The 26,710-nt window shown below is 69.6% G+C and carries 23 protein-coding genes; 7 read left to right on the top strand and 16 right to left on the bottom strand.

Translation table 11 applies throughout. From position 1 onward, the window contains the following. Nucleotides 1-16 precede the first annotated feature (16 nt). Complete coding sequence (locus HPO96_RS13575; protein ID WP_171673799.1) at nt 17-691, bottom strand: TetR/AcrR family transcriptional regulator; 675 nt, start codon at nt 689-691, stop codon at nt 17-19. A 76-nt stretch (nt 692-767) separates the two neighbouring features. Here HPO96_RS13575 and HPO96_RS13570 point away from each other — a divergent pair, with 76 nt between their 5' ends. Genes HPO96_RS13570 through HPO96_RS13560 form a run of 3 tightly spaced genes read left to right on the top strand, consistent with a single transcriptional unit; the run spans nt 768 to nt 2,668 of the window. Continuing rightward, nucleotides 768-1,337, top strand: coding sequence for a 2TM domain-containing protein (locus HPO96_RS13570; protein ID WP_171673798.1), 570 nt, complete (start codon nt 768-770; stop codon nt 1,335-1,337). Between the two features lie 40 nt (nt 1,338-1,377). Further along, complete coding sequence (locus HPO96_RS13565; protein ID WP_171673797.1) at nt 1,378-2,013, top strand: Pr6Pr family membrane protein; 636 nt, start codon at nt 1,378-1,380, stop codon at nt 2,011-2,013. A gap of 10 nt (nt 2,014-2,023) precedes the next feature. Next, nucleotides 2,024-2,668 carry a class I SAM-dependent methyltransferase gene (locus HPO96_RS13560; protein WP_337796630.1) on the top strand — a complete coding sequence of 215 codons (645 nt, stop codon included), beginning with the start codon at nt 2,024-2,026 and terminating at the stop codon, nt 2,666-2,668. Between the two features lie 87 nt (nt 2,669-2,755). Here the strand turns inward: HPO96_RS13560 and HPO96_RS13555 are convergent, their stop codons facing one another. Then, entirely contained in the window at nt 2,756-3,346 is a 591-nt protein-coding gene (locus tag HPO96_RS13555; RefSeq protein WP_337796629.1) for a transglycosylase family protein, read from the bottom strand. Between the two features lie 475 nt (nt 3,347-3,821). Here HPO96_RS13555 and HPO96_RS13550 point away from each other — a divergent pair, with 475 nt between their 5' ends. Next, nucleotides 3,822-4,421, top strand: a complete 600-nt coding sequence (locus HPO96_RS13550; protein WP_337796628.1) for a response regulator transcription factor — start codon at nt 3,822-3,824, stop codon at nt 4,419-4,421. A gap of 83 nt (nt 4,422-4,504) precedes the next feature. Here HPO96_RS13550 and HPO96_RS13545 read toward each other — a convergent pair whose 3' ends face one another. From HPO96_RS13545 to HPO96_RS13490, 12 genes are all read right to left on the bottom strand, one after another. Then, nucleotides 4,505-6,310: an ATP-binding cassette domain-containing protein gene (locus HPO96_RS13545; protein WP_171673794.1), complete on the bottom strand. Its 1,806-nt coding sequence runs from the start codon at nt 6,308-6,310 to the stop codon at nt 4,505-4,507. Nucleotides 6,311-6,371: 61 nt separating this feature from the next. Next, nucleotides 6,372-8,024 (bottom strand): ABC transporter ATP-binding protein, encoded by a 1,653-nt coding sequence (locus HPO96_RS13540; protein ID WP_171673793.1) that lies wholly within the window; start codon nt 8,022-8,024, stop codon nt 6,372-6,374. Further along, the gene (locus HPO96_RS13535; protein ID WP_171673792.1) at nt 8,021-9,964 is read right to left on the bottom strand and encodes a prolyl oligopeptidase family serine peptidase; all 1,944 of its coding nucleotides are present in this window, start codon (nt 9,962-9,964) and stop codon (nt 8,021-8,023) included. Before HPO96_RS13535 ends, HPO96_RS13540 begins: the two co-directional genes overlap by 4 nt. A 103-nt stretch (nt 9,965-10,067) precedes the next feature. After that, nucleotides 10,068-10,202 carry a SapB/AmfS family lanthipeptide gene (locus HPO96_RS13530; protein ID WP_171673791.1) on the bottom strand — a complete coding sequence of 45 codons (135 nt, stop codon included), beginning with the start codon at nt 10,200-10,202 and terminating at the stop codon, nt 10,068-10,070. A 3-nt stretch (nt 10,203-10,205) separates the two neighbouring features. Then, nucleotides 10,206-12,791: a class III lanthionine synthetase LanKC gene (gene lanKC / locus HPO96_RS13525; protein ID WP_171673790.1), complete on the bottom strand. Its 2,586-nt coding sequence runs from the start codon at nt 12,789-12,791 to the stop codon at nt 10,206-10,208. 254 nt (nt 12,792-13,045) lie between these two features. Further along, nucleotides 13,046-14,080 (bottom strand): hypothetical protein, encoded by a 1,035-nt coding sequence (locus HPO96_RS13520; RefSeq protein WP_171673789.1) that lies wholly within the window; start codon nt 14,078-14,080, stop codon nt 13,046-13,048. A gap of 85 nt (nt 14,081-14,165) precedes the next feature. Then, a complete protein-coding gene (gene ligA, locus HPO96_RS13515) occupies nt 14,166-16,160 on the bottom strand; it encodes an NAD-dependent DNA ligase LigA (protein ID WP_171673788.1) in 1,995 nt (664 codons plus the stop codon). A gap of 36 nt (nt 16,161-16,196) precedes the next feature. After that, nucleotides 16,197-16,694, bottom strand: coding sequence for a hypothetical protein (locus HPO96_RS13510; protein ID WP_171673787.1), 498 nt, complete (start codon nt 16,692-16,694; stop codon nt 16,197-16,199). A 57-nt stretch (nt 16,695-16,751) separates the two neighbouring features. Next, complete coding sequence (locus HPO96_RS13505; RefSeq protein ID WP_171673786.1) at nt 16,752-17,813, bottom strand: ABC transporter ATP-binding protein; 1,062 nt, start codon at nt 17,811-17,813, stop codon at nt 16,752-16,754. Continuing rightward, nucleotides 17,810-18,574: a molybdate ABC transporter permease subunit gene (gene modB / locus HPO96_RS13500; RefSeq protein WP_337796627.1), complete on the bottom strand. Its 765-nt coding sequence runs from the start codon at nt 18,572-18,574 to the stop codon at nt 17,810-17,812. The genes HPO96_RS13505 and modB overlap by 4 nt, the downstream gene beginning before the upstream one ends. 38 nt (nt 18,575-18,612) lie before the next feature. Beyond that, nucleotides 18,613-19,386 (bottom strand): molybdate ABC transporter substrate-binding protein, encoded by a 774-nt coding sequence (modA, locus tag HPO96_RS13495; protein WP_171673784.1) that lies wholly within the window; start codon nt 19,384-19,386, stop codon nt 18,613-18,615. Beyond that, on the bottom strand, nt 19,386-19,781 hold the full coding sequence (locus tag HPO96_RS13490; protein ID WP_171673783.1) for a TOBE domain-containing protein: 396 nt from the start codon (nt 19,779-19,781) through the stop codon (nt 19,386-19,388). The genes modA and HPO96_RS13490 overlap by 1 nt, the downstream gene beginning before the upstream one ends. A gap of 110 nt (nt 19,782-19,891) precedes the next feature. Here HPO96_RS13490 and HPO96_RS13485 point away from each other — a divergent pair, with 110 nt between their 5' ends. Continuing rightward, a complete protein-coding gene (locus tag HPO96_RS13485; protein WP_171673782.1) occupies nt 19,892-21,814 on the top strand; it encodes an acyl-CoA dehydrogenase family protein in 1,923 nt (640 codons plus the stop codon). Beyond that, on the top strand, nt 21,807-22,430 hold the full coding sequence (locus tag HPO96_RS13480; RefSeq protein WP_171673781.1) for a hypothetical protein: 624 nt from the start codon (nt 21,807-21,809) through the stop codon (nt 22,428-22,430). Before HPO96_RS13485 ends, HPO96_RS13480 begins: the two co-directional genes overlap by 8 nt. A gap of 689 nt (nt 22,431-23,119) precedes the next feature. On the opposite strand, the gene HPO96_RS13475 is transcribed toward HPO96_RS13480, so the two are convergent. Both HPO96_RS13475 and HPO96_RS13470 read right to left on the bottom strand, forming a co-directional pair. Then, nucleotides 23,120-23,602, bottom strand: a complete 483-nt coding sequence (locus HPO96_RS13475; RefSeq protein ID WP_171673780.1) for a GNAT family N-acetyltransferase — start codon at nt 23,600-23,602, stop codon at nt 23,120-23,122. Beyond that, nucleotides 23,577-24,770: an MFS transporter gene (locus HPO96_RS13470; protein WP_337796626.1), complete on the bottom strand. Its 1,194-nt coding sequence runs from the start codon at nt 24,768-24,770 to the stop codon at nt 23,577-23,579. Before HPO96_RS13470 ends, HPO96_RS13475 begins: the two co-directional genes overlap by 26 nt. A gap of 66 nt (nt 24,771-24,836) precedes the next feature. Here HPO96_RS13470 and HPO96_RS13465 point away from each other — a divergent pair, with 66 nt between their 5' ends. Next, on the top strand, nt 24,837-26,177 hold the full coding sequence (locus HPO96_RS13465; protein ID WP_171673778.1) for an aminotransferase-like domain-containing protein: 1,341 nt from the start codon (nt 24,837-24,839) through the stop codon (nt 26,175-26,177). The last annotated feature ends 533 nt before the right edge of the window (nt 26,178-26,710 follow it).

Genomic DNA, 26,710 nt, shown 5'->3' with positions numbered 1-26,710 from the left:
CACCACAGACCAAGTTTTAGTCAGGTTTCTGGTGAACTTGTCGGTCAATAGCTGCGAAATCCCTGGTTTGTAAGGCACTTTCGGTCAGCAGCGAGTCGATGTGGTACCTCAGCAGCTGCCGCGCCCGGGCCGGAGTGGTGTGTGCGGGCTGGATGGCGGCGTGCAGTGCGAGGCCGTCGATCAATGCATGCAAACGCTCCACCTCGCGATTCAGCTCCAGACCTTCGCGGACCGAGCCGGCGTAGTAGAGCGCGTGCATCAACTCCGCGCACAGCTCGCGCAGGCCGTTGTGCACGTCCTCGACCGTGTCGTGCAGGGTCCCGACGCCGGATTCGGCCTGTGCCTGGGCCATGAACGACAGCCAGATGTCGAACTCGGCCATCCGCTCCTCGTCGAGGGGGAGTGCCTCCTCCAGATAGCGCAGCGCCACCGCGGTCGCGCTGCCTTTGGCGCCGCCGCGCTCGGTGAGCGCGGTGATGCGCTGGCCGACCCGGCGGGAGACCAGCTGCATGGCGAAGCTGAGCAGGCCGTCCTGGTCGGGGAAGTAGTAGCGCACGGCGCCGGCGGACCAGCCGGCCTCGGCGGCGACGGTGCGGACCGAGGCGGCCCGGATGCCGTCGCGGCGAACCACTCGCCACAGGGCCTGGGCGATCTCCTCGCGGCGGGCGTCGTGATCAACGATCTTGGGCATGTGTCCTTTTTAGCACACCTGTGTTATGTTCGTTCACAACACGGTCGTACTAAATAAAACGAGGAAGGGAAACATCGTGCTGCTCGCTGTGATCGCCGCGTGTGAAATCGGCTTCTGGGTGCTGCTCGCCGCCGGCATGGCGACGCGCTACCTGCTCCGGATGCCGAAGGCCGGCATGGTCCTGCTGCTGATGGTGCCGTTGGTCGATGTGATCATGCTGACCGCCAGCGTGATCGACATCCACCGCGGCGGGGAGCCATCGTTCAAACACTCACTGGCCGCGATCTTCATCGGGGTCAGCGTCGGATTCGGCCACCAGACCCTGAAGTGGGCCGACGGCTGGGCGGCGTACAAGTTCGCGGGGGCGCCGCGGCCGGTGAAACCGCGCAAGGGCGGCCGGGAGCGGGCGCGCCGCGAGCGCGCCGGCTGGTACCGCCACCTGTTCGCGTACGTCGTCGGCGTCGGCATCATGCTCGCGCTCGGCCTGCTCTCCGGCCAGGGGTACGACGCGCTTCTCGGCCCGGCCTGGTCGTGGACCATCGTGCTGATCATCGACGCGGTCGTCTCGTTCAGCTACACGTTCGACGGTGACGAGGAGGACCCGAAGCAGGAGGATCCGGCAACGCGGTTGCGTTCGGTCGCCTGACCTCCCGGCCCGGGCTGCCCGGTCGTCGTAGATTGCGAACATGACGACGATCGGGCGGGTCTGGTCCTGGGGTACGGCGGTCGCGGTCGCGGCCGGGATCGTGATCCAGCTCGCCGTCACCGCGAACGGGGCAGGCGGCTTCTTCCCGGACAATCCCGAGCGGGTGCTGAATGTCTTTGCCTACTTCACGATTCAATCGAACCTGCTGCTCGGGCTGACGGCGCTGCTGCTCGCGCTGCGGCCGGATCGACCGCAGAGCACGGTGTTCCGCACCTTGCGGCTGAACGGCGTGCTCTGTATCGCCGTCACCGGGATCGTCTACCACGCGGTGCTCGCGGGGCTCGACGATCCGGCCGGGTGGGCCTGGGTCGCGAACTTCTTGTTGCACACGGCTGCGCCGCTGCTCGGCGTCCTCGGCTGGCTGGCGTTCGGGCCGCGCGGCGCGACGGACTGGCGGATCGTGCGCTGGTCGATCGTGTTTCCGCTGCTGTGGCTGGGGTTCACGCTCGTCCGCGGCGCGTTCGTCGGCTTCTATCCGTATCCGTTCGTGAATGTGACCGAGCACGGTTATGGACAGGTGCTGCTGAACTGTCTGTTGGTCGCGGTACTGTTCCTGGCTCTGGCGGCCGGGGCTACCGTCCTGGATCGCCGGATCCGGACGACCGTCGAAAGGTAAGACCTTGCTGGTGACATCACGCTCGTACGCCGAGTACGAAGCGATGTTCGACCTGACCGCGTTGCCCGATTCCGTGCTGGACTGTTCGGCCGGCGGCTCGAGTTTCACCGCCGAGGCGGCCGCCCGCGGTGTGGACGCCGTCGCCGTCGATCCGGCGTACGAGTTGTCGATGGCCGAGCTGGTCGACACGGTCCGGCGCAGCCTGCCGGCGACGACCGGGATCATCGACGACCACGAGGCCAAATTCGTCTGGAGCTGGTACGGCACGCCGGAGCGGCGCGACGAGCTGCGGCTCGAGGCCGCCGACCGCTTTCTGCAGGACATCGGCGAGACGCCGGAGCGGTACGTCGCGGGCAGCCTGCCGGAGCTGCCCTTCGAGGACGGCCGGTTCGAGCTGGTGCTCTGCTCGCATCTGCTGTTCACCTGGGCCGACAAGTTCGACCGGGCCTGGCATCTGGCCGCGCTGCGGGAACTGATCCGCGTCAGCAGCGCCGAGATTCGCGTGTTCCCGCTGGTGGTTCAGGGCGCCGGGGAGCCGGTGCCGTTCCTGCCGGAGATCCTCGACGAGCTGGCCGGCGTGACGTGGGAGATTCGCAAGGTGCCGTACGAGTTCCAGGTCGGGGCGGACGAGATGCTCGTCATCACCCGGAGCTGAGGGACTGTTCGGGCTGAGGGTCTGGCGGGCTGAGGGGCCCGGCGGCGCGGCAGGAGGACGGTCTACCGCCGCGCCGGCCGGGGTGGATCAGGGGAGGAAGCGGCCGCAGACCGGCCACGGCTGGTTGCCGCGCTGGGCGTACAGCTTCTTCGCGCGCATCAGCTGCTCGGCGGCCGAGGCCTTCGCCGGGCTGCCGGTGCCGCCGACGCTGCGCCAGGTCTGCTTGTCGAACTGGAACAGGCCGAAGTACTTGCCGTTCGGGCTGACCGCCCGCGGGTTACCGCTGGACTCGCACTGGGCGACCTTGCGCCAGGCGGCGCTCATGCTCACACTGCCGCCGTTGTTCGACGACGGGCGCTCCGCGGAGCGGCTGGTCCGCGCCTTGCGCTCGGTGGTGGCCTTGCGGACCTTCTTCGTCTCGACCTTCTTCGGGGTCACCCGCTTCGGAGCGGTGGCCGTCTTCACACCGTCGAGCTTCAGGGTCTGACCGATCAGAATGAGGTCGGGGTCCTTCAGGTTGTTCAGCTCGGCCAGCTGGTGCCAGTCGGCGCCGTTGGCCTGAGCGATTTCGGAGAGGGTGTCACCGGCTTTGACCTTGTAGTCGGCGGCGAAGGCCGCTCCGGTCGCGGCGACGGTGATCCCGGCGCCGAGACCGGCGACGGAGAGGGTCCGAACCACCCGGCGAGTACTTCGCCGGGGGCGCGCATGTCGGGCTTTGGACATCGGTAAGGCGCTCCTCGTGAGCTTGGGCATGGTGAAGCACACCAGCCCCCCAGGCAGGGGAGGGGGCACCCGGACCAGGTCACGAAATGAGATCCGGATGATCACGCCATGGTAACGGCGTGACGTGAGTCATCCTGTGCGAACGACGCCCGGAGCGCAAGGCCAGATCGGAATCTGCCCCGAATTTTTCTGCCCCTTGATGTACCGAAAGCCCAACAACAGAACGGTTTCCGGGGGTTTTCAGAGCTGGAAACTGATCGGTTTTTGAGCGTGGATTCCGGTTCCGGAACCAGGTTGATCGGTAATCCCCGTGCCCTCGGCCGGGTTCGCTCGTTGAGGGAGGCACGGGCACCGCCGTCCGGCAGCTGATACTGCCGTCGCGGCGGCGGCTGGCCGGCAGATGAGGCGACGGATGTGATGGGGGCATGCGGTGATCCGAGTGGCTCTCGGCCACCGCGGCACGATGGTGCGAGGCGCACTGGCCGCGGTGCTGGCAAGAGAGAACGACCTGGAGCTGGTGGCCGAGCTGGACCGCTCGGAGGAGGTTCTCCAGGTGGCCGGCCGGCGGCCGCACGTCGTCCTGCTGGATGCGCAGCTCCCCGGCCGGATCCGCGTCGAGGAGCTCTGCCGCAAACTCACCGGCCGCGGCGTCCTCGTCCTGATCGACCACGAGGCGATCGCCGCCACCAGCCTCGCCCTGGTCAAACAAGCCCCCCGGATCGGCCTGATCGCCACCGACTCCACCACCGACCAGCTGGTCCAGGCCGTCCGCGACGTCGCCAAGGGCCTCCCGGTGGTCGACGTCCGCCTGGCCGTCGCCGCCCTGAAAGCCGGTGACAACCCCCTCACCGACCGCGAATGCGAAGTCCTCCGCCAGGTAACCACCGGCGCCACCGCCCAAGAGATCGCCCGCACCCTCAGCCTCAGCGCCGGCACCGTCCGCAACTACCTCTCCCGCATCCTCACCAAAACCAACTCCCGCTCCCGCATCGAAGCCATCCGCAAATCTCAAGACGCCGGCTGGATCTAACCCCACGCGGTTCCCGCAGCCTGTCGGTGGAACTAGCTTTCCCCGCGTTTGCTGCAGGCGGCCGGGTCGTTTGCTTGGTGTGGCTAGCCACCGGCCGCGAGGTGGTGGCGTGAAGCGGTCGAGGTGTCTTCGGTCGCCGTAGGTGCTGGTGGGGTGTGGTCGGCGGGCGGGGCGGTCGGCGGGGTGCCGGCGGGCGGCTGGGGGTGTGCAGCCGTCGGGGCTGGTGGGGTGGGGGTCCAGTTGCCGTGGAGGTCTTGGTAGAGGGGGGAGGTTTTGAGGAGGGTGGGGTGGGTGCCGAGGGTGGCTTGGGTGCCGTCGAGGACGAGGATTCGGCGGGCTCGGAGGGCTGAGGTGATGCGGTGGGCGATGACTATGAGGGTGCCGCCGCGGTGGGCGAAGGCTTCCTCGGCTTGGCGCTCGGCTTCGGCGTCCAGGAAGCAGGTGGCTTCGTCGAGGACGACGAGGGGGGCGGGGGAGAGGTAGGCGCGGACGAGGGCGAGGAGTTGGCGTTCGCCGGCGGAGAGGTCGGCGGGTTTGACGGTCGCCTCGAGGCCGCCGATGCGGGTGATGAGCGCGCCCGCGCCGATCGCCTCGATGGCTGCGCTCACCTCGGTGGTGGTGGCGTCGGGGAGGAGGTAGATCAGGTTCTCCAGGACGGTTCCGGAGAAGACGTAGGCCTCCTGGGGGATCAGCACGCGGGTCTCGGCGAGGGCCGCGGTGCTCAGCTCGGTCGGGGCGACGCCGCCCAGGGAGAGCTGACCGCTGGTTGGCGTCAGCATGCCGCAGATCAGCGCGGCCAGGGTCGACTTGCCGATGCCGCTCGGGCCGACGACGGCCAGGTGGTCGCCCTCGGGGATGCTCAGGTCGAGGTGGTCCAGCACCGGCTCGGCCTTCGGGCCGTATGCGAAGGTCAGGCCGCGCGTCTCGACCCGGTGTCCGTGTGCGGTGTCGAGTGGTCGCTCCGGCTCGGTCTGCTGGGTGACGTCGAGGATCCGGCCGAGCGTGATCACGAACCGCAGCCCGCTGTCGCCCAGCGCGCCCATCACCGTGCCGAGCGCCGGCTGCAGCCCGATCAGTACGTAGGTCAGCCCGCCGAGCAGCGTGCCCGTGCTGACCCCGCGCCCGATCAGCCACGGACCGGCCGCGAGCAGAATCAGCAACGGCAGCCACCCGCCGACGGCGAAGCACAGCGTCCGCAGCGCCCCGACCTTGGCCAGCGCCCGCTCGGCCGACGCATGCGCCTCGATCGGCTCGCCGACCAGCCGCTCGGCGTACTCCTCGGCGCCGGTCGCGGTGAGATCGCGGACGCCGCCGAACACCATCCCCGCCGAAGCGGCCAGCTCCTCATCGGCCTGCAGCGATGCGCGCACCCGATCGGCCGCCATCCCGAGAACGGCGAGCGAGAGCGCGAACCCGAGCAGGAACGGCGGGACGACGAACGCGGCGACCAACGGCGCGAGCGACAACAACCCGGCCAGTACGCCGAACAGCGTGACGCCGAAGCTCCGGATCACCATCACCAGCCCGGCGAACGTGTCCCGCACGATCTCGACCTGCCGGTTCAACCGCGCGACCGCGCTCTCGTCCCCACTCCGCAACGCGCCGCCGACCACCCGGCGGACCAGATCGTCCCGCACGGGCTCGACCAGATCGCCGAGCCGCCCGTACACCTGCCGAGCGCCGACCGCGCCCAGCCCGGCCGCCGCGATCAACCCGCCGAGCCAGCCGATGCCCTGCCAGACCTGGCCGGCCAGGAAGCTGTCGGTCGCCTTCGCGACCGCGACGCCGTAGATCGCGGTCGGCAAGATCTCCGGCACCGACCAGGCCGCCAGCTTGACCGTCGCCCGACTCCGCAACGACTGCGCGCCGTACGCCAGCTCGCGCTTCATCCCGCCCACACCCCAAGAACCCGACGCGTGATGCGCCGGGTTCGCAGGAAGACGGGACAGCTCACCCGAAGACCTCCCGGTACGACGTGTTGTGCCACAGGTCGGCATGCGGGGCAACCGCCTGGACCTGGCCGCGGTCGAGCCAGACGACCAGATCGGCGCGGGCCGCGGTGGCCGGGCGGTGCGTGACGATCAGCCGGGTGCGGTGGTGCCGATCCTCGGTCAGCGTGCGGCCGATCTGACGCTCGGTCGCGGTGTCGAGGCTCGACGTCGCGTCGTCCAGCACCAGCAGGCGATGCGCGGGCCAGGCCCGGGCCAGCCCGAGGCGCTGACGCTCGCCACCCGACATCGGCGCCCGGCGCAGCGAGGTCAGGTAACCGTCGGGCAGCCGGCTGACGAAGTCGTGGGCGTGGGTGGCGCGGGCCGCGGCCAGCGTCCGCACCGGGCTGACCGCCTCCGGCGCGATGGCCTCGCCGATCGTCCGGCCGACCAGCTGCGGACGCTCGAACGCACACCCGACCGCGCGCCGCAAAGCATGCCGGCTGACAGCCTGCAGCGGTACGCCGTCCAGCGAGACATGGCCCGTGGACGGATCGCGCAGCCGCGCGGCGACCGCGGCCAGCACCGACTTGCCGGCGCCGCTCGGGCCGACCACCGCGACCGTCAGCCCGCCGGGCAGGTCAAGGCTCACGTCATCGAGCAACACGTTGCCATCAGCAACTACGGTGACATGGTCGAAGGTGAGCTGCCCGGCCCCGGCCGGGAGCGCCATCGAACCGTGCGGGACGGCGTCGATCGCCAGCACTTCGGCGGCGCGCTGGACGCCGGCCTTCGCGCGCGCGATCTCGCCGATCACACCGGTCAACGTGCCGAGCCCGGCGCCGAGGACGGCGTACTGCGAAGCGGCGAACAGCTCACCAGCGGTGATCTTGCCCGCGACCAGCTGCACGCCGCCGACGGCCAGGACCGCGACCAGGACGAGCGGGCCGACGACGGCCGCCTGAGCGCCGGAGCGGGCCAGGATGCGCCAGGTCACCACGCCGTGTTTGTGCAGCTCGGGAAGCAGGCCGAGGATCCGGCGCTCCTCCCGCGCGGTCGTCCCGGCGGCCGCGATCGTGCGGATACCGGTCAGCGACTCGGCCAGCCGGGAGGCGATCTGGCCCTGCGTCTCCTGGTAGGCCAGGCTGATATCCGCCGTCCGCTTCGCGAACGCGAGCAGGACCAGCATGACCAGGACGACGCCGCCGAAGAACGCGGCCGCGAGCCAGACGTCGATCAGCGCGAGCAAGACCAGGCTGCCCACCGGCGGGGCGATCGCGGCGAGCGCGGTGACGGCGGCCGGACCAGCCTGCGCAGCGTCGTTCGCGTTGGCAGAGACCCGGGTGACCAGGTCGCCGGTCTCGAACCCGCGCGCACCCTCGGGACCGCCGTGCACCACCTGCCGGACCAGCCGATGCCGCAGCCAGGCCGTCGTCTCGGCGACACAGGCAGCACCCGCGAAGGCGTCGATGATGCTCGCCACGATGCCGAGCCCGATCAGCGTCGCCGCGATGATCAGCCAGCGGCTGTAGTCGGAGCCCGCGACGATCGAGTCGACCGAGCGGCCGAGGACGGTCGGCAGCGCCAGCGTGACCGCGCTGCCGATCAGCGCGTTGAGCCCGATCAGTGGCAGCCAGCCGCGACCGCGTTTGGCGACCTCGCCGAAGGTGGTCATGCGGTCAGCCCGGTCTCGGCAGCCAGGAAGGCCAGCATGTCGGCCGCGAGGCTTATCCCTTGACCGGCAGAGCCGCTCGCATGGCCGGCGTCCGGATCGAGCCGGAGGACGACGGGGCGCGGCCCGGCGGTCGCATGCTGCAGCGCCGCGCAGAACTTGCGCGCGTGCAGCGGGTCGACCCGGGTGTCGTTGCCGAAAGCCGTCAGCAGCACCGCCGGGTACTTCACGCCTTCAGCGACGCGGTGGTACGGCGAGTAGGCCAACAGGCTCTCGAACTGCGCCGGGTCGCTCACCGAGCCGAACTCGGGCACCCAACGCTCACCCAGCCCGGAGTGCTCGTAGCGAACCATGTCTGTCAGCGGAGCCGAGCAGACCGCGGCCGCGAACAGCTCGGGCCGCTGGGTCAGCGCAGCCGCGACCAGCAGACCGCCGTTCGACTCACCGCACAAGGACAGCTGCTCGGACGTCGTCCAGCCGGTCGCGATCAAGTGTTCGGCCGCGGCGATGAAGTCGTCGAAGACGCGCTGCTTACGATCGAGGATGCCCGCGTGGTGGGACTCCGCGCCCCGCTCGCCGCCGCCGCGCAGGGTCGCGGTGACGAAGATGCCGCCCGCTTCGACCCAGGCCAGCGCGAACGCGGAGTACGTCGGGGTGAGGGTCTGGCCGAAACCGCCGTACCCGTAGAGCAGCGCGGGCCGCGGGCCGGTCTCGCCGGGCCTGCTGATCACGAGCAGTCGGACCTCGGCGCCGTCCGGGCTGGTGGTGACGAGCTGGTGTGACTCGGCCTCGGCGACGACGCCGGGCGGCTGCGACCAGAGCGACGTCAGGCCGGTGGTGTGGTCGTAGCAGTACACGGTAGCTGGGGTCACGCTGTCCGTGTAACTGAACCAGGCTTGGGATCCGCCGTCGGCGCGGGTGGTCAGCTCGCCCACCGAGCCGACGCCCGGCAGCTCGACCGCGCCGAGGCGTTCGCCGCTGCCGAGGTCGTGGACGGCGATGCCCTGCAGAGTGCCGACGAGCAGGACGTCGCTTAGGATCGCGAGGCCGGTGAGCGGCGACTCCGGGGTGACGAGGTCGTGCCAGATGAGCGGGTTGTTCGGATCGCCGACGCAGACGCGGCCGGTCGGCGCGTCCTTGGTGGTGACGATGTACAGGCGGCCGTCGGGCCCGACCGACATGATCGTCAGCGCGTCGATACTCTGCTGGATCGGCCGCGGCGGCTCACCGCTCGCGAGATCCTGCAGCCAGAGGTCGTTCGCGGGACCGCGCGCGGCGGAGATGGTGAGCCAGCGGCCGTCGGCGCTGATCTCCAGCCCGTACGACGCCTCGGTCGCGAGAACTGTGGTGTCGGCGGCCAGGTCGAGGTGGTAGCGGTGGACCTGCCGGAAACGCACGTAGTAGAAGGACTTCCCGTCCGGGAGCCAGGCGACAGGCGAGTAGCGGCAGCCGTCGATCGGCGCGCCGATCAGCTCACCGGACTCGACGTCGAGGAGCTGCAGGACGGCGTCCTCGGAACCGCTGCGGGACAGCTGGTAGGCGACCAGGGATCCGTCGGGGGAGGGCTGCCAGGCGTCCAGGGTGGTGCGGCCGGACGGGTCGATCGCCATCGGGTCGAGGATCGCGCGCTGATCGGCGTACAGGACCGGGTGCTGCCGGCCCGGCTCGCGGCGGAGGGTGAAACAGCGGTCGCCCCGCCACGACGGGGCGGAGACGGTGCCGACGTTCGAGAGGGCTTTGACGCGCGTGCGGAAGCGGAACCGGCCGGTCAGGCCGGCCGCGTGATTCAGCCAGAGCTCGTCCTGGGCCGCCAGCCACTGCCGGGTCGCGTCGGACCCGGCGTCTTCGAGGCTGCGGTAGGGATCCGCGACGCTGTGGCCGTGCACCTGCTCCACGAGCGGTAGCCGCTCGGCGCATGGATAGGACTGCACGGAATCGAACAACACATCTCCTTCGGTCGAGAGTGCCGATCCGGAGACAGGTTCGGCCCTGGGTGGGTATGCCGCCCACCCAGGGCCTTCGAGAACCTGGTTACCCAGGAATCGATCAGTGGCAGAGCAGAAGGCTCAGGTTGCTCGGGCGCTGCGAACCGCAGCCAAGCACGGTCAGCGTGGAGCCGCCGTGGTGGTGGCCGCCGCCGTAACCCGGGGTCTCGAGGCCCTGAAGGTCGAGAAGTGCCATTGTCTACACCTCCTTCGGTGCGAATAGTCGGGATGAAGACTCGGACCACTGGGGAGGTCCGAGGAACGGGAGGGATGCGGGCGCTGTGTGCAGCGCCGATCCCAGGGCCAGCAGGACGCCGGCTGATCCGGTCGACAGGTCCATCGACAGCCGGAGCAGCTGCTGACCGGGAAACGCGAGACCGCCGGCGTACGGCATCGCGTGCCAGCCGAGGCCGTACACCAGGTCGTCGACCGTTGCCTGCTCCGCGCCGAGTGCCGCGGCGGTGAGGAGCAGACCGGCGCGCCCCATGAACAGGCCGGGCTGGACGTAGAAGGAACAGTGGGCGACCCGCTCGAGCTGCGCGAGGATCGCGGCCAGCTCGTCGTTCGGCCGGTGCCGCAGGTAGCGCTGCAGCGCCAGGGCGATACCGGCCGAGCCCTCTTCGAGGTACGGCAGCGTCCGCCAGCCCTGGTTGACCTGGATCATCCCCTCCGGCGTCGGCGTACAGCGCCGCAGGTCCTGCCGGATGGCGATCTCGGCCAGGTCGAGCAGGCCGGTGTCGCCGAGCCGCTCGAAGGCCTCCAGGAAGAGCAGCGCCGGGCCGGAGGAGCCGTACATCAGCCCGGCCCGCGGGAACTGCCCGCCGCTGAGCTCCGGGACGTCGTCGATATCGCCGAGCCGCTCGGCGACCAGGTCGAGGACCCGGACCGCCTGGGCCCGCAGGGCGGGCTCGGTGTCGAAATGCAGCAGGCTCAGACCGATGCCGGACAGACCGGAGTGCAACCCGAGCTCACGGGTGCTCCAGTCGTCGGCGAGTGTGCGGTCGACGAGGTCGAGCGCGTCCTGCCGGTGGCCGAGCTCGTCGAGCACGTGGGCGACGCCGTGCAGACCGTCGTACAGGCCGGGGCCGGCCTCGGTGTCGAGGCTCTGCTTGCGCAGCCACTCCTCGTACTCCGGAAAGCGGCCCGCATCGGTCTTGGCCAGCGCGTACAGGACGCCGGCGGCGCCGGTCGCGAGGTTGATACCACCGCCGGAGCGGAACTGCGCGATGTCGCCGGGGAAGAGCCGGTCGGTGCGCTCCGGCGTTGCCGAGGCGGTGATCGCCTTGGTCAGCGCGGCGCGGACATCGGCCCACTCGGCCTTGCCGGGCAGGGCCAGCTCGGCCAGCTCCGGATCGCTCGTCACCTCGGGCCCGACGACCGTGCGAACCGCCGCGTCGATCGTTGCCCTCGGCACCGGGAAGGTTTCGGTGATCATGTCGGCAAGCTGGAACGCCTTACCGGGATGGAAGTTCAGCAGGATGGTCGTCTGCGGCGCGTAGACGCCGAGCGTGATGCACGCGAGCGCGTAGCGGTCGACCTCGACCCCTTGGCGGTCCGCCGGTGCGGCGTACCCGGGATGGGCGAGGGTGGAGCGCGCCTTGTCCTTCGCGAGCGTCGCGACCTCGAAGTCGATCAGCACCATCCGGCCGTCGGCGTCCAGGAGGACGTTGTCCGGATGCAGGTCGCAGAAGACGACGCCGCGGTCGTGCAACTGGCCGACCGCCTTCGTCACCTGCTCGACGGCCTGCGTCGCCCATTCGGCGAACGCGGCCCGGTCGGCCTCGGTCGCGTCGGGACGGCTGAGCGGATAGCGGCTCACCAGCTCGCGCTGCAGCGACACCGAGTCGATGTGCTCCTGGACGAGGAAGTGGTGCTCGCCGAGCTCGAGATGCTCGTAGGTCTTCGGGACCACGTCGAGGCCCTGCAGGCGCTCGAGGATCTCGTGTTCGTGGGCGATCCGGGCCACGGCGTCGCGGCCGGAGATGTCCAGCCCGGCATGCGGCCGGCCCTCCTTGAGGACGACGCGATCGCCGGTCTCGTTGTGGTGGCCGAGGTACACGCCGCCGCCGTTGGAGAACTGGATGACGCTCTCGATCGAGTACGCCAGGTCGTTGGTGGTGACGGCGTTCCGCGCGTCCAGATGCGGTTGCAGGAACGTCGGCAGCGCCACCCACGGCGGCATGCTGAACGTCGGGCCGCGGTGGTCCGGGACGAGCTGGCCGTGGTCGTCCTCCAGCGCGAGCACCCGCTCACCGGTCGGCGACAGGCAGAAGCGGCTGACGAAAGCGCCGTACCGGACGAAGAGCGCGCCCTCGCCGTAGCGCAGGTCGCTCAGGATGTACGGCCCGCGGACGTCGTCGAGCAGGTCGTCGAGCTCCTTGAGCACGAGCTCCAGCTGGGCCTCGTCGGCCGGGTAGATCGTGACCAGCTTGCCGCTGGAGCCGCGCGGGGCGGCCTTGGAGTTGGCCATCACCAGGACGGCCTCGTTGCGGAGGAACTTGAACGCGATCCCGCGCGGGACGCAGTACGCCCAGACGGTCTCCAGCGTTCGCTCGACATCCGCGAGGCGGGCCGAAACGTGGATCTTCCAGCCCTGCTGCGGCAGCTGCAGCCCCTCCGGCGCGTAGTGCATCCAGGTCTCGCCGGGGGCGTGCTGCCAGCCTGCCGGCACCGGCCGGGTGGCCGGCTCGAAGTCGGGATGGTCGGCGCCACGGTTGGTCGGAGTGTCGTAGAACGTCCGATCCGCCAGGCAGTAAAACTCGTAACTCTGCGCATCGTCACGCATAACTGTTCGACCCCCCTTCCGTGGTTGCCCCGGAACATCTTGGGGGCCTCGGGAGAGGGCGGCGTAGTGCACGATGTCATCACTCTGGTGTGAAGAATCCACATACTACGAGTGGGTAAGTAAACACTCTTCGTTACGTTTTCGAGCGTTCTGAGCGCGAATCAGGCTGAGACATGATGTCAATCCGTCGCAGTGACGTCACAAGCCGTAACTTCGCCTTACCTGCCTCGTAGCAGTGGATTCATTCGTTTGCGTCAGCGCATCGCGTCGTTACAACCGTGCCAGAGCACGGCTCGTTCGGCGTTGAATCCGCCGTTGGTCCCGGCCGCCTGCGGGCCGAGCGCGCGGGTGCGATCCATCAGCGTCGCGATCCGGGTGCGCTCCGGGAACACCCAGCGCTTGGTCCCGTCGAAGGCGACCACGACGTCCTCGCCCTCGTCGGTGCTCGCGACGGCGTCACCACTGTTGTTGAGCACGCCGGTGGCGGTGGGGACCGAGTGGAATCGCTCCCGCAGGTCGTCCCAGATGAGACCGCCGAAGAGTCCGGTGTCCAGAGATCGTTGGTTGCCGCCGGTGTAGTTGCCGCGGATCTCGGTGAGCTGGCTGATGCTCTTGTCCTGGCCGTAGACGCGCTCGCCCTCCTGGGTCCAGTCCGTCCAGCGGATGCCGATGTCGTAGTCCCTGCCGTTGATGATGATCTTGGTCGATCCGATCACCACACCGGCGTCGTTGATATCGGTGACGAACGACGGCTCGTCGTCCGGCGTGTACAGCACCCGCGCCGGGCCGCCGGCCGGCCAGAGCAGGGACGCGGGCGCATCGGTGACTGTGCTCATACCGGCGCCGACGACGTCACCCCGGTTGTTGATGGCCGTAGGGCTGGTCGTACCGCCCATGTAGTCCGGCTGGACCAGTTCTTTGTAGACGCCGTTGGCGAACACCCACGGCAGCGTCGTACCGTCCTTGGCCAGGCTCACTCCGAGCACTGTGCCGCTGCTGTTCACGTCGACGACGCTGGCGTCCGATCCTGGTGCGTCCTCGAGGAGCCGGGCGACGCCGTCCGCCCAGAGCACCGGCCAGGTGCCCTCGTCCGAGAGCACGCGGCCGACGACGTACCGGCCCGTGTCGTCGGCCTTGGTCACATCCGTGCGGCTGCCGGTGGGCATCCCCGGTGGGAACGGCAGGACGGTTGCCACACAATCCGCGGCCGGTTTGGCAGCCGCATGCACTGGAACGCTCAGCGTCGTTGCTGCGAGCCCGAATGCGATCAGAACTGCTGTCTTGCGCACAAATCCACCCCGATCAGTTCGACAGTGCGTCGAGCCTGATCGTTCGACTGGGTGGGCGGCAATCTGTTCGATCCAGGCGCAAGCGTTAGGGAGTGACCCCCGCTTCGAACAGCTGGGACCAGATCTCGGACTGGTCCACCACGGCCACTTCGAGCTTCTCGGCCTTGGTGATCTTCGCGGCGCCGACATCCGCGCCGGTGATGAGCATGTCGGTACTCGCGGAGACGGACGACGCGATCGTCGCGCCGGCCTTCTCGCAGAGCCGCTGGAAGACCGGACGCGCGACCTTCTCACCGGTCCGCGGGTCGCTGATCGAGCCGGTCACCACTACCGTCTTGCCGGCCAACGGCGCACCCGCTGCGACGACGGGGGGCAGGTCTTCCTCGCGGACGTCGAGGGAGACACCTGCGGCCCGCAGGCGCTCCAGCTCGGGTTCGAGGCGGGTGAGGTGCTCGATCAGGGAGGCGGCGACCTTGGGGCCGATGTCGTCGACTGCGACGACGCCGTCCACACCTGACTCCAGGACGGCCTCCAGCGAGCCGAAGCCGGCCCGGCAGAGCCTGCTGGCGGTGCCTTCGGAGGCCATCGGGATGGCGAGCCCGATCAGCGCGCGGCGGAGCCCGACCTGGCGGCTGGTGTCGATCGACTCGATCATGCGGGTCGCGGAGACCTCGCCGATCCGGTCGAACTCGAGCAGCCGCTCCTTGGTCAGACCGTAGAAGTCCGACGGGTGTTCGAGGATGCCGGCCTCGGCGAGCCGCTCGATCCAGACGCCGCCGACCGCGTCGATGTCCGCGGCGGCCCGGGAGGCCCAGTGGATGAGTCGGCGGACGGTCTGCGCCGGGCAGGCGACGTTGGTGCAGAACAGCTCGCGGCTGTTGCCCTGCTCGGTCAGCGGCTCGTTGCAGGACGGGCAGTGCGTCGGCGGCACGATGTCGCGCTCTTCGCCGGTACGCCGGGACGCGTCGAGCACTCCGGCGACGAACGGGATCACATCACCGGCGCGGCGGACCAGTACGGTGTCACCGATCTTGACGTCGCGAGCCCGGATCACCTCCTGGTTCGACAGCGTGGCGCGGGTGACCGTCGTACCGCCGACGAACACCGGCTCCAGCCAGGCGACCGGGGCGATCTTGCCGGTTTTGCCCACGTCCCAGACGACGTCCGCCAGGATCGTCGTCTTCTCCTCGGCGGCGAACTTGAACGCCAGAGCGCCGCGCGGCGAGCTGGAGCGGGTGCCCGCGGCGGCGAACGCGTCGCGATCCGCCAACCGCAGCACGGCGCCGTCGAGGTCGTAGTCGAGGTCGTTGCGCTGCTGCTCGATTGCTGTGATGACCTCTTGGGCCGCTGCGGCGTCGTCACAGTGCCGCATGTCGGCTGCGGTGAAGCCGAGGGCCTGGAGACCCTGCTCCAGGTCGGACTCGGTGCTGTCCGGGTCGGTCTGCAGATCGAAGGCCAGGAACTGCAGCCGCCGTTCGGCGACCGTTGCCGGGTCTTTGGCGCGCAGTGTGCCCGCAGCGGCGTTGCGCGGGTTGATCAGCGGCTTGTCCGGGTGGGCCTCGTTGTAGGCGGCGAAGGTCGAGCGCAGCATGACCGCCTCACCGCGCACCTCGACTCGGCCGGGGGCATCCAGTTTCTGGGGGACGCCGTCCGCCAGCGCGCGCACCAGCGGCGTCACGTCGTCACCGGTGGTTCCGTCGCCACGGGTGATCGCCCGGGCGAAGCGACCGTCTTCGTAGACCAGCGCCAGCGACAGCCCATCCAGCTTCGGCATCACCACGACCGGCTGGCCGGGGAAGCGCGCGAAGAAGGCCTCCACCTGTTCGGGCTTGGTGGCCTTCTCCAGCGACAGCATCGGCCGGGAGTGCCGGATCGGCGCGTGCAGCACCGCCGGGGCGCCGACCGCGTCCAGCGGGTTCGGCACTGGGGTCAGCTCCGGGTGCGCCGCGATCAGCTCGCGCAGTTCGTCCTCGACGGCGTCGTACTCCGCGTCCGCCACCACCGGCTCACCCCGGTAGTAGGAGTCGCGCCACTCGACGATCCGCCCCGCCAGCTCTTGAATCCGCTCCCCAACATCCACAAGCAGACGCTACCGCCCGTAGGGGACATTTCCGGGCTAGGAGCACCTCGGCCGCAGATTCAGCGTGGTGTTGGTTTCCAGCTGATACGAACGGTGACCGATGGTGTACTCGACGCGCAGCGCCTTGAGGCTCGCCTCGGTGACGGCCTGGTCGCGGACGAGGTGCACGACCAGGTTCATCTCGCTCTTCGGCGGCACGCTGTACCCGACGGCCGGCTGCTGGGCGCCCCAACCGGCTGCCTGCTTCGGTGGCCAGCTGCCCGCCACTCCGACCAGGGTTTGCTCGTGGATCGGCATGATGACCGCATCGGCCAGCTTGAGGCCGATGGCCTCCACTGTGCTGACCTTCTTGATCACCATCGCTTCTTTACCGGTGTTGGTGATGACGTCGTTGCCGAGTGTCGCGTCGACGTTCTTCGCGGCCTGCGGCTGGCAGACCGTCATGTGCCCGTCGCCGACCTGCAGTGGACCGTCACCCCATGAGCAGGCGGTCACACAGCCGACCGCCAGCACAATCGCCCCCAGTGTCTTCACAGATGCATCCAGCCATATACAGAGGGTCACGGCAAGGCGACTTGCAGGTTGTTGCAGTCAGGTGGGGTAACTGGTGACTTCGGTGGCTTTGAGGGTGGCGTGCAGGAGCTGACCCGGTGTGGGGTGCAGATCGGCCAGAGCGGCGGGGGTGATATCGGCGAGGAGTGTCGATGGACCGGACGGCGCGGCGTCCAGGGTCAGCCGGACGGTGTGGGCGTGCTGCTCGATTCCGGTGACGGTGGCCGGCCAGGTATTGCGGGGGCTGCCGGACGGCGGCTCCGGGTAGAGGCTGACCGCAATGGGTGGGAAGGCGACGTGGACCGGGCCGTCGGCTGGTTCGGCCAGGGTGATGGTGCCGCCGTCGCTGAGGGCGACGCGGGTGCCCGTGGCGGTGCCGCGGTACAGATTGAGGCCGACGAGTTGCGCGACGTACTCGGTGCGCGGTCTACGGGCGATCTCGGCCGGAGCGCCGTCCTGGACGATGCGACCGGCCTCGATGATGACGAGGCGGTCGGCGAGCACCATGGCGTCGAGTGGGTCGTGGGTGACGAGCAGTGTGCGGCCGGTGAACCGCTGGAGGTGCTGTCCGAGCTCGGCGCGCACGTGGAGCGTCGTACTGGCGTCCAGGGCGGCGAGTGGCTCGTCGAGGAGCAGTACGTCGGGGCTGGTCGCGAGCGCGCGCGCCAGGGCGACCCGCTGGGCTTGGCCGCCGGAGAGCGAGCGTGGGCGACGGCGTCCGTACTCGGCGAGGCCGACGGTCTCGAGCCAGCGGGCGGCCTCGGTCCGGGCCAGGTGTTTGTCGATGCCGCGGGCGCGGAGTCCGAAAGCGACGTTCTCCAGACAGGAGAGGTGGTCGAAGAGCAGGTAGTCCTGGAAGACGACGCCGATCGGACGCCGGTCCGGCGTCCGGAAGGTCTTCGGCGGTTCGTCCCACCGGTCGTCGTCCAGGCTGATGCGACCGGCGTTAAGGGGGAGGAGGCCGGCGATGGCGCGCAGTGCGGTGGTCTTGCCGGCACCGTTGGGGCCGAGGAGAGCGACCACCTCGCCGGGGGCGATGGTGAGGTCGATGTCGAGTTCGAAGGTGCCTCGGGTCACCTGGAGGTCGGCGTACAGAGTCATCGCAGCCCACTCAGCCAGCGCTCGCGCAGCGACGCCAGTACGACGACGGAGACCAGCAGCAGCACGATGCTCAGGACGACGGCGACGTCCGGGTCGGTCTCCAGAGCCAGGTAGACGGCGAGCGGCATGGTTGTCGTCCGGCCGGGGAAGTTGCCGGCGAAGGTGATGGTCGCGCCGAACTCGCCCAGCGCGCGGGCCCAGCACAGTACGGCGCCTGCCACCACGCCGGGCGCGATCGACGGCAGTGTCACGCGACGGAAGGTCAGCCAACGACTGGCGCCGAGTGTTGCGGCGGCCTCCTCGAAGCGCGGGTCTGCGGCACGCAGTGCGCCTTCCACGGAGATGACCAGGAACGGCATTGCGACGAAGGCTTCGGCGACGATCACTCCGGCGGTGGTGAACGGTAGTGAGATGCCGAACCAGGCATCGAGGTGCTGGCCGATCAAACCGCGCCGTCCGAGCACCAGAAGCAGCGCGACGCCACCTACTACTGGGGGCAGCACCAACGGCACTGTCACCAGCGCTCTCAGTAGGCCTCGGCCAGGAAGGTTGCCTCTGGCCAATAGCCAGGCCAGCGGAATGCCTAGGAGTAGGCAGATGAGGGTGGCGACGGTTGCACAGACCAGAGACAGCCTGAGCGCCGTCCAGACCTCGGCGCTGAACAGTCTGCTCGGCAGTGTCGACCACGGCGCTTTGGCGAGCAGGCCGATCAGTGGGACGAGCAGGAAGGCCAGACCGAGGAGGGCAGGCAGCAGGAGCACCAGGGGCAACCGCCCGGTGGTACTCCTGCTCCGGCGGCTCACGGTGCGGCGAAACCTGCGGCGGTGAGGACGGCCTTGCCCTTGTCGGACAGGACGTAGTCGACGAAGGCCTTCGCGCCGGCCGCGTTGGCGCCCTTGGTCAGCGTGGCGATCGGGTACTCGTTGATCGCCATGTCCGCCTCGGGAAACTCGATGCCGTCGACCTTGTCCTTCGCGGCCAGCACGTCGGTCTTGTAAACGAGGGCCGCGTCGACCTCGCCGAGGCTGACCTTGGTCAGCGCGGCCTTCACGTCCTGCTCCAGGCTGTCGGGCTGTGGGGTGAGGCTGACGGCCTTGAAGACCTTCTCCGCTGCGGCGCCACAAGGCACCTGCGCGGCGCAAAGGGCGATCTTCTTGTTCTGGTCGGTGAAGTCCTTCAGGCCGGTGATGTTGCCCGGGTTGCCCTTCGGCACCGCGATCTCCAGCGTGTTCTGCGCGAAGGTGGTCGGGGTGCCCTTGTCGGTCACCTGGTCCATGTTCTTCGGCGCCGCGGAGGCGAACACGTCGGCCGGGGCGCCCTGGTTGATCTGCTGGGCGAGCGCCGAGCTGCCGGCGAAGTTGAACACGACCTTGGCGCCTGGGTTCGCGGCTTCGAAGTCCTTGCCCAGTTGGGTGAACGAGCCGGTCAGCGACGCGGCCGCGAAGACGGTGACCGTCCCGCTGAGCGTCGGCGTACTCGGGTTGTTCGAGGCGGCCGGCTGGTCGTTGCCGCAGCTGACCAGGGTCAGCGTGGCGACGGCGGCCAGCGTGGCGAGCGCGGTACGGCGGAACATCAGGCCTCCGGGATCTCGACGACGACATGGGTGGACTTGATCGAGGCGACCGCGACGACGCCCGGCTCCAGGCCGAGCTCGTCGGCGGCCTCACGGCTCAGCAGCGACACGACCCGGAACGGGCCGGCCTGCATCTCGACCTGGGCCATCACGCCGTCCTTGACGACGCGGGTGACGATCCCGCGCATCCGGTTCCGCGCCGAGGCCGCGGTGGTGTTGCCCGGCTCCGGCGACTCCGCCAGCTGCTGGGCGAGTTCGGCCAGCGCGCGACCCTCGACCGCCATCCGGCCGCCGTCCTGGACGGCGTCCAACCGGCCCTGATCGATCCAGCGCCGGACGGTGTCATCGCTGACGCCGAGGAGCGCTGCCGCTTCACTGATCCGCAAATTCGGCACGGTCGACAGAATATCGCCGCAAGTGCGGGTGTTGACCAGGTCTGTCTCAGGTTGTCCACAAGCCGTAATCCGTCACAGACAGTGCGGGTGAATCCGCATATGTTGAAGGTATGAGCGCATCGGGGATTCGGGACTATCTGGACGGGCCGCACAAGCAGGCCCGCGACGTCGTGCGCGCCGGCCTGGCGGCGAACGCGGAGCTGTTCGAGTTCGCCGTGCGGCAGCCGCGCGCGGAGTACCGGGAGAGCGTGCTGGAGATGTTGCGCGCGATCACGGCCGAGGGGCATCCGGCCCGCGGCTTCCCCAAGGAGTACGGCGGCGGTGGGGATCTCGGCGGTTTCATCGCCGGGTTCGAGACGCTCGCGTTCGGCGACCTCTCGCTGATGGTGAAGGCCGGGGTGCAGTTCGGGTTGTTCGCGGGCGCGATCCTGCATCTGGGCACCGAGCGGCATCACGAGGAGTATCTGGCCGATGCGATCAGCGGCCGGTTGCTCGGCTGTTTCGCGATGACCGAGACCGGCCACGGCTCGAATGTCCAAGCCCTCGGCACGACCGCGACGTACGACGTCGCGACGGGGGAGTTCGTCGTCCACACGCCGGATGCGGCCGCCCGGAAGGACTACATCGGCAACGCCGCGCAACATGGCCGGCTGGCGGCGGTCTTCGCGCAGCTCGTGGTCGGCGGCGAGCGGCACGGGGTGCACTGTCTGCTGGTCCCGATCCGTGATGAGAGCGGGGAGGCGTTGCCGGGGGTGACGCTGTCGGACTGCGGGCCGAAACTCGGGCTGAACGGGGTGGACAACGGGCGGATCGTCTTCGACCAGGTGCGGGTGCCGCGGTCGGCGCTGCTCGACCGGTATGCCCAGGTTGATGCCGAGGGCAACTATTTCAGTGCGATCGAGAATCCGGACCGGCGCTTCTTCACCATGCTCGGCACGCTGGTGCAGGGCCGGGTGTCGGTCGGCGGCGCGGCAATCAACGCGAGCAAGGTGGCGCTCGCGATCGCGATCAAGTACGGCGCGGAGCGGCGGCAGTTCGGCGCGCCGGGCTCCGCCGAGGAGACGGTGCTGCTCGACTACCGGATGCATCAGCGCCGGTTGCTGCCACTGCTCGCGCGGACGTATGCGATGCACTTCGCGCAGGGTGCGCTGGTCGACGAGTTCGTCCGGGTCAGCGCGGATCGCAGCAGCGAGCACGACCAGCGGGCGCTGGAGGCGCAGGCGGCCGGCACCAAAGCCCTTGGGACGTGGCATGCGACCGAGACCATCCAGATGTGTCGCGAGGCCTGCGGCGGTGCGGGCTACCTCGCGGAGAACCGGCTGGCCACGCTGAAGGCCGATACCGATGTCTTCACCACCTTCGAGGGGGACAACACCGTCCTGTTGCAGCTGGTGGCGAAGGGGCTGCTGACCGACTACCGCGAGTCCTTCGGCAAACTCGACCCGCTCGGGACGGCCCGGTTCATCGCGGCGCAGGCGGTCGAGGTCGCCGTCGAGAAGGCGGCGCTGCGCCCGTTGATCGAGCGGCTGCGCGACGCCGTACCGAATCGGAACGACGCCGCCGACCCCGATGCGGGGCTGCGCGACGACGCGTACCACTCGGGTTTGCTGCGGTTCCGCGAGCAGCACATGCTGTCCGGTGTCGCGCGCCGGCTGAAAGCGGGGATCGACGCGGGGGACGATGCGTTCGACGTGTTCAACCGCTGTCAGGATCACGTGATCGCGGCTGGGCGCGCGCATGTGGACCGCGTCGTCCTCGAAGCGTTCCAGGCGGCGGTCGAGTCCGCGCCGGAGGAGATCCAGCAGGTGCTGAAGGATGTCTACGACCTGCACGCGCTCGCCACGATCGAGGGTGAGCGGGCCTGGTACCTGGAGCACGGCCGGTTGTCCCCGGGCCGGTCGAAGGCGATCACCGCCCTGGTGAACGAGCTGTGCGCCGTCGTCCGTCCGGTCGCGGTCGAGCTCGTGGACGCGTTCGGCGTACCGGGCGCGGCGGTCGAGGTGCCCATGGTTGTACGGTCACAGCATGAGTGAGCCGATCGAACCCGCCTCGGCAGCCGACGCCGCCCGCGAACTCGCCCGGGTGCTGCTGGAGCAGGCCGACGCTCTGGACCTGCACGACCTGCGCGCCACCAGCGCGATCGAGAACGTCCGGGTCCAGTCCCGCGTCCTGGCCGACGCCGTCAACGAGCGCGGCTGGGGTGACATCTTCCTCGGCATCGACTCCTACGATCCCGACGAGCTGGACGATCTCCCCCTCGGCCCCGACGACTTCGACGACCCCGAGGACTACCGCGAGCTCGTCGAGGGCGGCAGCATCGACGACCTCGAGCTCGAGGAGTCCCTCCTCCCCGAGGACGGCGTCCGCCTCAGCTACCAGGCCCGCTACGACTACGTCGTCACCGACCCCGACGCCTTCATCGCCTACGTCCGCTCCCGGGCCCACGAAGCCCAGAACGACGAAGTCGTCGACGACATCGAAGACGCCCAGTCCGCCTTCGAACTCCTCTGCTACCTCGACGGCCTCGGCTCCAAGGACTACGACCAGTTCGGCCTCATCCCCGCCGGCGGCGAAGAATCCCACAAAATCGTCGAATTCTCCCTCTGGGACCTGGACCCCACCCGCCGAGACGACACCTACCCCTACTAACCCACCCCACCCCCGCACTCCAACCGCCGCACCCCGCCCGCGCACCCCAATGCGCGGGCAACCCCACATCCAGCCCCACCCCCAACACCCCTCCGCCCGGCTGCTAACCACCCCGCGTCGCGCCCGCCCTCCGATGCGCGGCCAATCGCACGTCCAGCCCCATCCCTGACAGCCCTTCGTCCGGCTGCTAACCACTCGGCGTCGCGCCTGCCCGCCGATGCGCGGCCAGCCCACGCCGCCCCTTTGTCCGGTTAGCCCGCCACCCGCTGCCCCCACCCCGTGCACTTCCAAGCGCACGGGCGGTCCCACCTGCGCCCACCCGCTGCAACAACCGGTGTGCTCTACCCCCGTGAGCGGGTAGTTGCGCGTCCGTCCCACCGACCCCTGCCCGCGCTGCCCGTTCGTCCGGGTAGCCCGCCACCCGGTGCCTCCCACCTCCCAGCGCACGGGCGGTCCCACCTGCGTCCACCCACTGCAACCGGGGTGCTCCACCCCGTACGCGGGCAGTTCACCTGCGCCTACTTGTACAGCCCAGTAGCCGGCGTCGTCCGCTCCGGCGGGCGGGCTCCGTCTGCTTCCAGTTGTGTGGCGTGCCGACCGCCTGGCTCGGCTTCACACCTGGTGCGTGGGCGCAGCCGCAGTTGCCGCTTCACGCCAGGGAGTCCGCGTGGGTGGTGCTTGGGGAGGGGTTACCAGATTGCGGCGCCTGGGGCGGTGGGGGGTGGGGGCAGGGGTTTGGTCCAGCGGGACCAGGTGGGTTGGAGGGTGTAGCCGGCGGCGGTCCAGGTGGGGTGGGCTTCGGTGTTGGTGTCGAGGACCATGGCGTCGGCTCGGGTGCCGCCGAGGGTGGTGAGGCGGTGCTGGGCTTCGGCGATGAGGGCGGCGGCGATACCGCGGCGGCGGTGGGTGGGGGCGATGGCGAGGCGGTAGAGGTGGCAGCGCCAGCCGTCCCAGCCGGCGATGATCGAGCCGACGATCTCGGGGCCGTCGAGAGCGAGGACGAGGGCGTCGGGATCGCGGAGGATGAGGCGGCGGACGGCGGCGGGGGTGTCGGCCGGGCGGTCGGCGTCCTCGGCCGATCGGGCCCAGAACTCGAGTATCTGGTCGGTCTCGTCCGCGAGGGCCGGACGGAACTCGATCTGGTGGTCAGAGTCGTGCGGCTGCGAGTTCATGGGTGGCGGCTCCTTGTGCGGGGCGTAGGACGACGGGAATGAGGAGGGCTGCGAGGGCGAAGAAGGCGGCGGTGAGTAGCCAGCCGAGGGGGCCTAGGGGGAGGGCCACGGTGGTGATCAGGACCGGGCCGATGAGGTCGCCCAGGCCGCGGCCCATGGCTTGGGCGCCCTGGTATTGGCCGACTTGGCCGGGTGGGGCGAGGGCGAAGCTGATACCCCAGCCGCTGGCTGACTCGAGGATCTCGCCGACGACGTGGAAGAGCGTTGCCGCGAGGAGTAGCGCGATGGTGAGTGCGGCTGAGGTTTGAGTGGTGCAGGCGAGGATGACGCAGGCGAGGCTGAGCAGGAGGCCCGAGCGGCGGCCTGCGCGGGCAGCGCCGGCGAGGTGGTCGGTGCCGCGGCTCAGGCGAACCTGGAAGACGATGACGACCGCGCTGTTCACGATCAGCATGACCGAGACGAGCCAGTGCGGGGCGTCGGTGCGGGTGACCATCCACAGCGGGATGCCGACTTTGATCATCGAGTTGTGGATGTTGAGGACGCCGTCCAGCCCGACGAAGCTGACGAACGGACGATCGCGCAGGACCGCCCACGGCCCGGCTGCCCGGCTGTGAACGCGGGCTACCCGCGGCAGCCGGAATGTGAGGAGACCGGCAGCCGCGATCAGCAGCGCACTACCGATCAGCCCGATCCGGTACGCCATCGGTGCGCCGGAGGCCAGTGCGAGCCCCGCGAGTCCGGCGCCGCCCGCGAAACCGACGTTCGAGGCGACCCGCGCCTTGGCCCGGATCGGGAGTCGCTCGGCAGGTTCGACCACGGCGAACACGACCGCGCCGTACGCGCTGCGGTAGCCGAGGTCGGCCAAGGCGAGGGTGAGCGCGACGACGGCGTACGCCGCGAGGTCGTGTACGAGCAGAGTGCCGGCGGTCGCGAGGGCCTGGAGGCCGGCCATCGCGGCAAAGACCTCGCGAGCGCCGAGCCGGTCGGCCAGATGACCGAGCCAAATGCTGCCCACGACGGCGACCGCGGCCGCGGCGGTCAGCGTGATGCCGACGGCGGCGACGGGCAGGCCGATGACTTGGGTCAGATAGAGCACCGACAGGCCCGCCGTCAGGCCGAGCCCGCAGCGGCCGACGAGAGCGAGCAGGAGCAAGGTCGAGTACTTCACGTGTGTCAACGCTAGTCGCGACTTGACCCGGAGATTTGGTCCAAGTATCGCCTAGAATTGTGGGCCATGTCGGAACTGCATCTGATCGTCGACCGCAGTCGCGGAGTCCGCGCCGGGGTGGAGCGAGCACTGCGGACCGCGATCCGGGAGCTCCCGGTGGGCACGCGGCTGCCGTCCTCGCGGGCCTTGGCGATCGACCTCGGCGTTGCGCGCAACACGGTCGCCGAGGTCTACAGCCAGCTGGTGCTGGAGGGGTACCTCAGCAGCGAGCGCGGCGCGGGTACGCGAACGGCGGCGGTCGCACCGGCCGCGGCTCCGGCGTCCGGCGGGGTTGGCGAGGCGGCTGTGGTGCACGACCTGCGGCCGGGGCGGCCGGATATTTCGAGCTTCCCGGTTCCGGCGTGGAATGCGGCGGTGCGTCGGGTGCTCGGGTCGCGGCGCGCGGAGGCGTTGCAGTACGACGAGCCGCGGGGTCCGGCGTACGCGCGGCAGGTGCTCGCTGGGTACTTGTATCGGGCGCGTGGGGTGCAGGCGCAACCCGAGAACATCGTGCTGTGTAGTGGGTTTCGGCAGGCTTCGGCATTGGTCGCGGGGGCGATGGCGAGGTTGGGGGCGACGTCGTTCGGGCATGAACATCCTGGGCAGCCGGCCATTCCGCGGCAGTTGCAGCGGGCTGGGCTGGAGGCGCGGGCGATTCCGGTTGATGCTTGTGGGGCGATGGTTGGGGAGTTGGGTGACGCCGCGGGCGTGGTGTTGACGCCGGCGCATCAGTTTCCGACCGGGGTGCCGTTGGCGCCGCATCGGCGTACCGAGGTGTTGGCTTGGGCGCGGGCGAGTGGCGGGTTCGTTCTCGAGGACGACTACGACGGTGAGTTTCGGTACGACCGGCAGCCGATCGGTGCGTTACAAGGGTTGGCGCCGGATGTCGTCGCCTACGCCGGGTCGGCCAGTAAGACGCTGGCGCCTGGACTCCGGCTCGCGTGGCTCGTGCTGCCGCCGCGGCTGGTGGACGCGGTGATCGAGGAGAAGACGTGGAGTGATCGGCACAGTGACTCGCTGAGTCAGATGGCGCTCGCCGCGTTGATCGACTCCGGGGCGTACGACCGGCATGTGCGGGCCGCTCGGCTGCGCTATCGGCGGCGGCGGGACGACCTCATCCGTGCTCTGGGCAACCACTCCGTCCGCGGGATCGCCGCCGGGCTTCAGCTCACGCTTGATCTGCCGACTGTGGACGAGGGCTCGGCGCTGGAGCTGCTGGGCGCGCACGATATCGTCACGTACGGGTTGTCGCGCTTCGGTGCGGGGCTGCCGCCGGCGCTCGTACTCGGGTACGGCGCGCCGCCGCAGCACGCGTGGAGCCAAGCCCTGGCAGCATTGACCGCTGCGCTGGCCGCTGGGAATCTCTGACCACTTGGCTAGTTGTTGCGGCAGGCAACTTATCGACGCTGTGTAGTTGGAGAAGTACTCAGCGTTGCCTTGTTCAAAGGCAATGCAAATGTTTGATGCCGATCATGGCCTCGCCCTGTGCTCCCATGACAACGTTCAGTTGTCGGCGACGGACGGGTCGCTGACAAAGGCTCCAGGTGGATCGCTGTACTCCCGTCCGCGACCGGACTGCACCTCCCCTGCCGGTTACGGAATGAGACGGTGACCGCCCTCCTTCGGGCCGACTGCCCTCTCGGGGCAACAGCAGGACGCCGGCTGCGCCGTATGCGGTGCCGGTCGCCAGTGAGGTGGCGACCGACACCGGGCGCGGCCGGCGTTTCTTGTGCGGGCGCGGGTGTGACTGGGGACCTGCGACCGCGCTCTGCTGTTCGGGCCGACTGCCCTCTCGGGGCAACAGCAGGACGCCGGCTGCGCCGTATGCGGTGCCGGTCGCCAGTGAGGTGGCGACCGACACCGGGCGCGGCCGGCGTTTCTTGTGCGGGCGCGGGTGTGAC

It is taken from the genome of Kribbella sandramycini, assembly GCF_013131805.1.
GTDB classification, from domain to species: Bacteria; Actinomycetota; Actinomycetes; order Propionibacteriales; family Kribbellaceae; genus Kribbella; species Kribbella sandramycini.
The sequence above is the reverse complement of the archived record's forward strand: the minus strand, read 5'-3'. Positions and strand labels throughout refer to the sequence as shown.

What these genes read in the sequence shown, in the direction of transcription:
- HPO96_RS13475 (WP_171673780.1), bottom strand. Translation starts at nt 23,602, where the DNA reads ATGAACTCGCAGCCGCACGACTCTGACCACCAGATCGAGTTCCGTCCG.
- HPO96_RS13545 (WP_171673794.1), bottom strand. Translation starts at nt 6,310, where the DNA reads ATGAAGCGCGAGCTGGCGTACGGCGCGCAGTCGTTGCGGAGTCGGGCG.
- HPO96_RS13480 (WP_171673781.1), top strand. Translation starts at nt 21,807, where the DNA reads ATGAGTGAGCCGATCGAACCCGCCTCGGCAGCCGACGCCGCCCGCGAA.
- lanKC (WP_171673790.1), bottom strand. Translation starts at nt 12,791, where the DNA reads ATGCGTGACGATGCGCAGAGTTACGAGTTTTACTGCCTGGCGGATCGG.
- HPO96_RS13505 (WP_171673786.1), bottom strand. Translation starts at nt 17,813, where the DNA reads ATGACTCTGTACGCCGACCTCCAGGTGACCCGAGGCACCTTCGAACTC.
- HPO96_RS13530 (WP_171673791.1), bottom strand. Translation starts at nt 10,202, where the DNA reads ATGGCACTTCTCGACCTTCAGGGCCTCGAGACCCCGGGTTACGGCGGC.
- HPO96_RS13540 (WP_171673793.1), bottom strand. Translation starts at nt 8,024, where the DNA reads ATGACCACCTTCGGCGAGGTCGCCAAACGCGGTCGCGGCTGGCTGCCA.
- modA (WP_171673784.1), bottom strand. Translation starts at nt 19,386, where the DNA reads ATGTTCCGCCGTACCGCGCTCGCCACGCTGGCCGCCGTCGCCACGCTG.
- HPO96_RS13575 (WP_171673799.1), bottom strand. Translation starts at nt 691, where the DNA reads ATGCCCAAGATCGTTGATCACGACGCCCGCCGCGAGGAGATCGCCCAG.
- HPO96_RS13565 (WP_171673797.1), top strand. Translation starts at nt 1,378, where the DNA reads ATGACGACGATCGGGCGGGTCTGGTCCTGGGGTACGGCGGTCGCGGTC.
- HPO96_RS13485 (WP_171673782.1), top strand. Translation starts at nt 19,892, where the DNA reads ATGAGCGCATCGGGGATTCGGGACTATCTGGACGGGCCGCACAAGCAG.
- HPO96_RS13465 (WP_171673778.1), top strand. Translation starts at nt 24,837, where the DNA reads ATGTCGGAACTGCATCTGATCGTCGACCGCAGTCGCGGAGTCCGCGCC.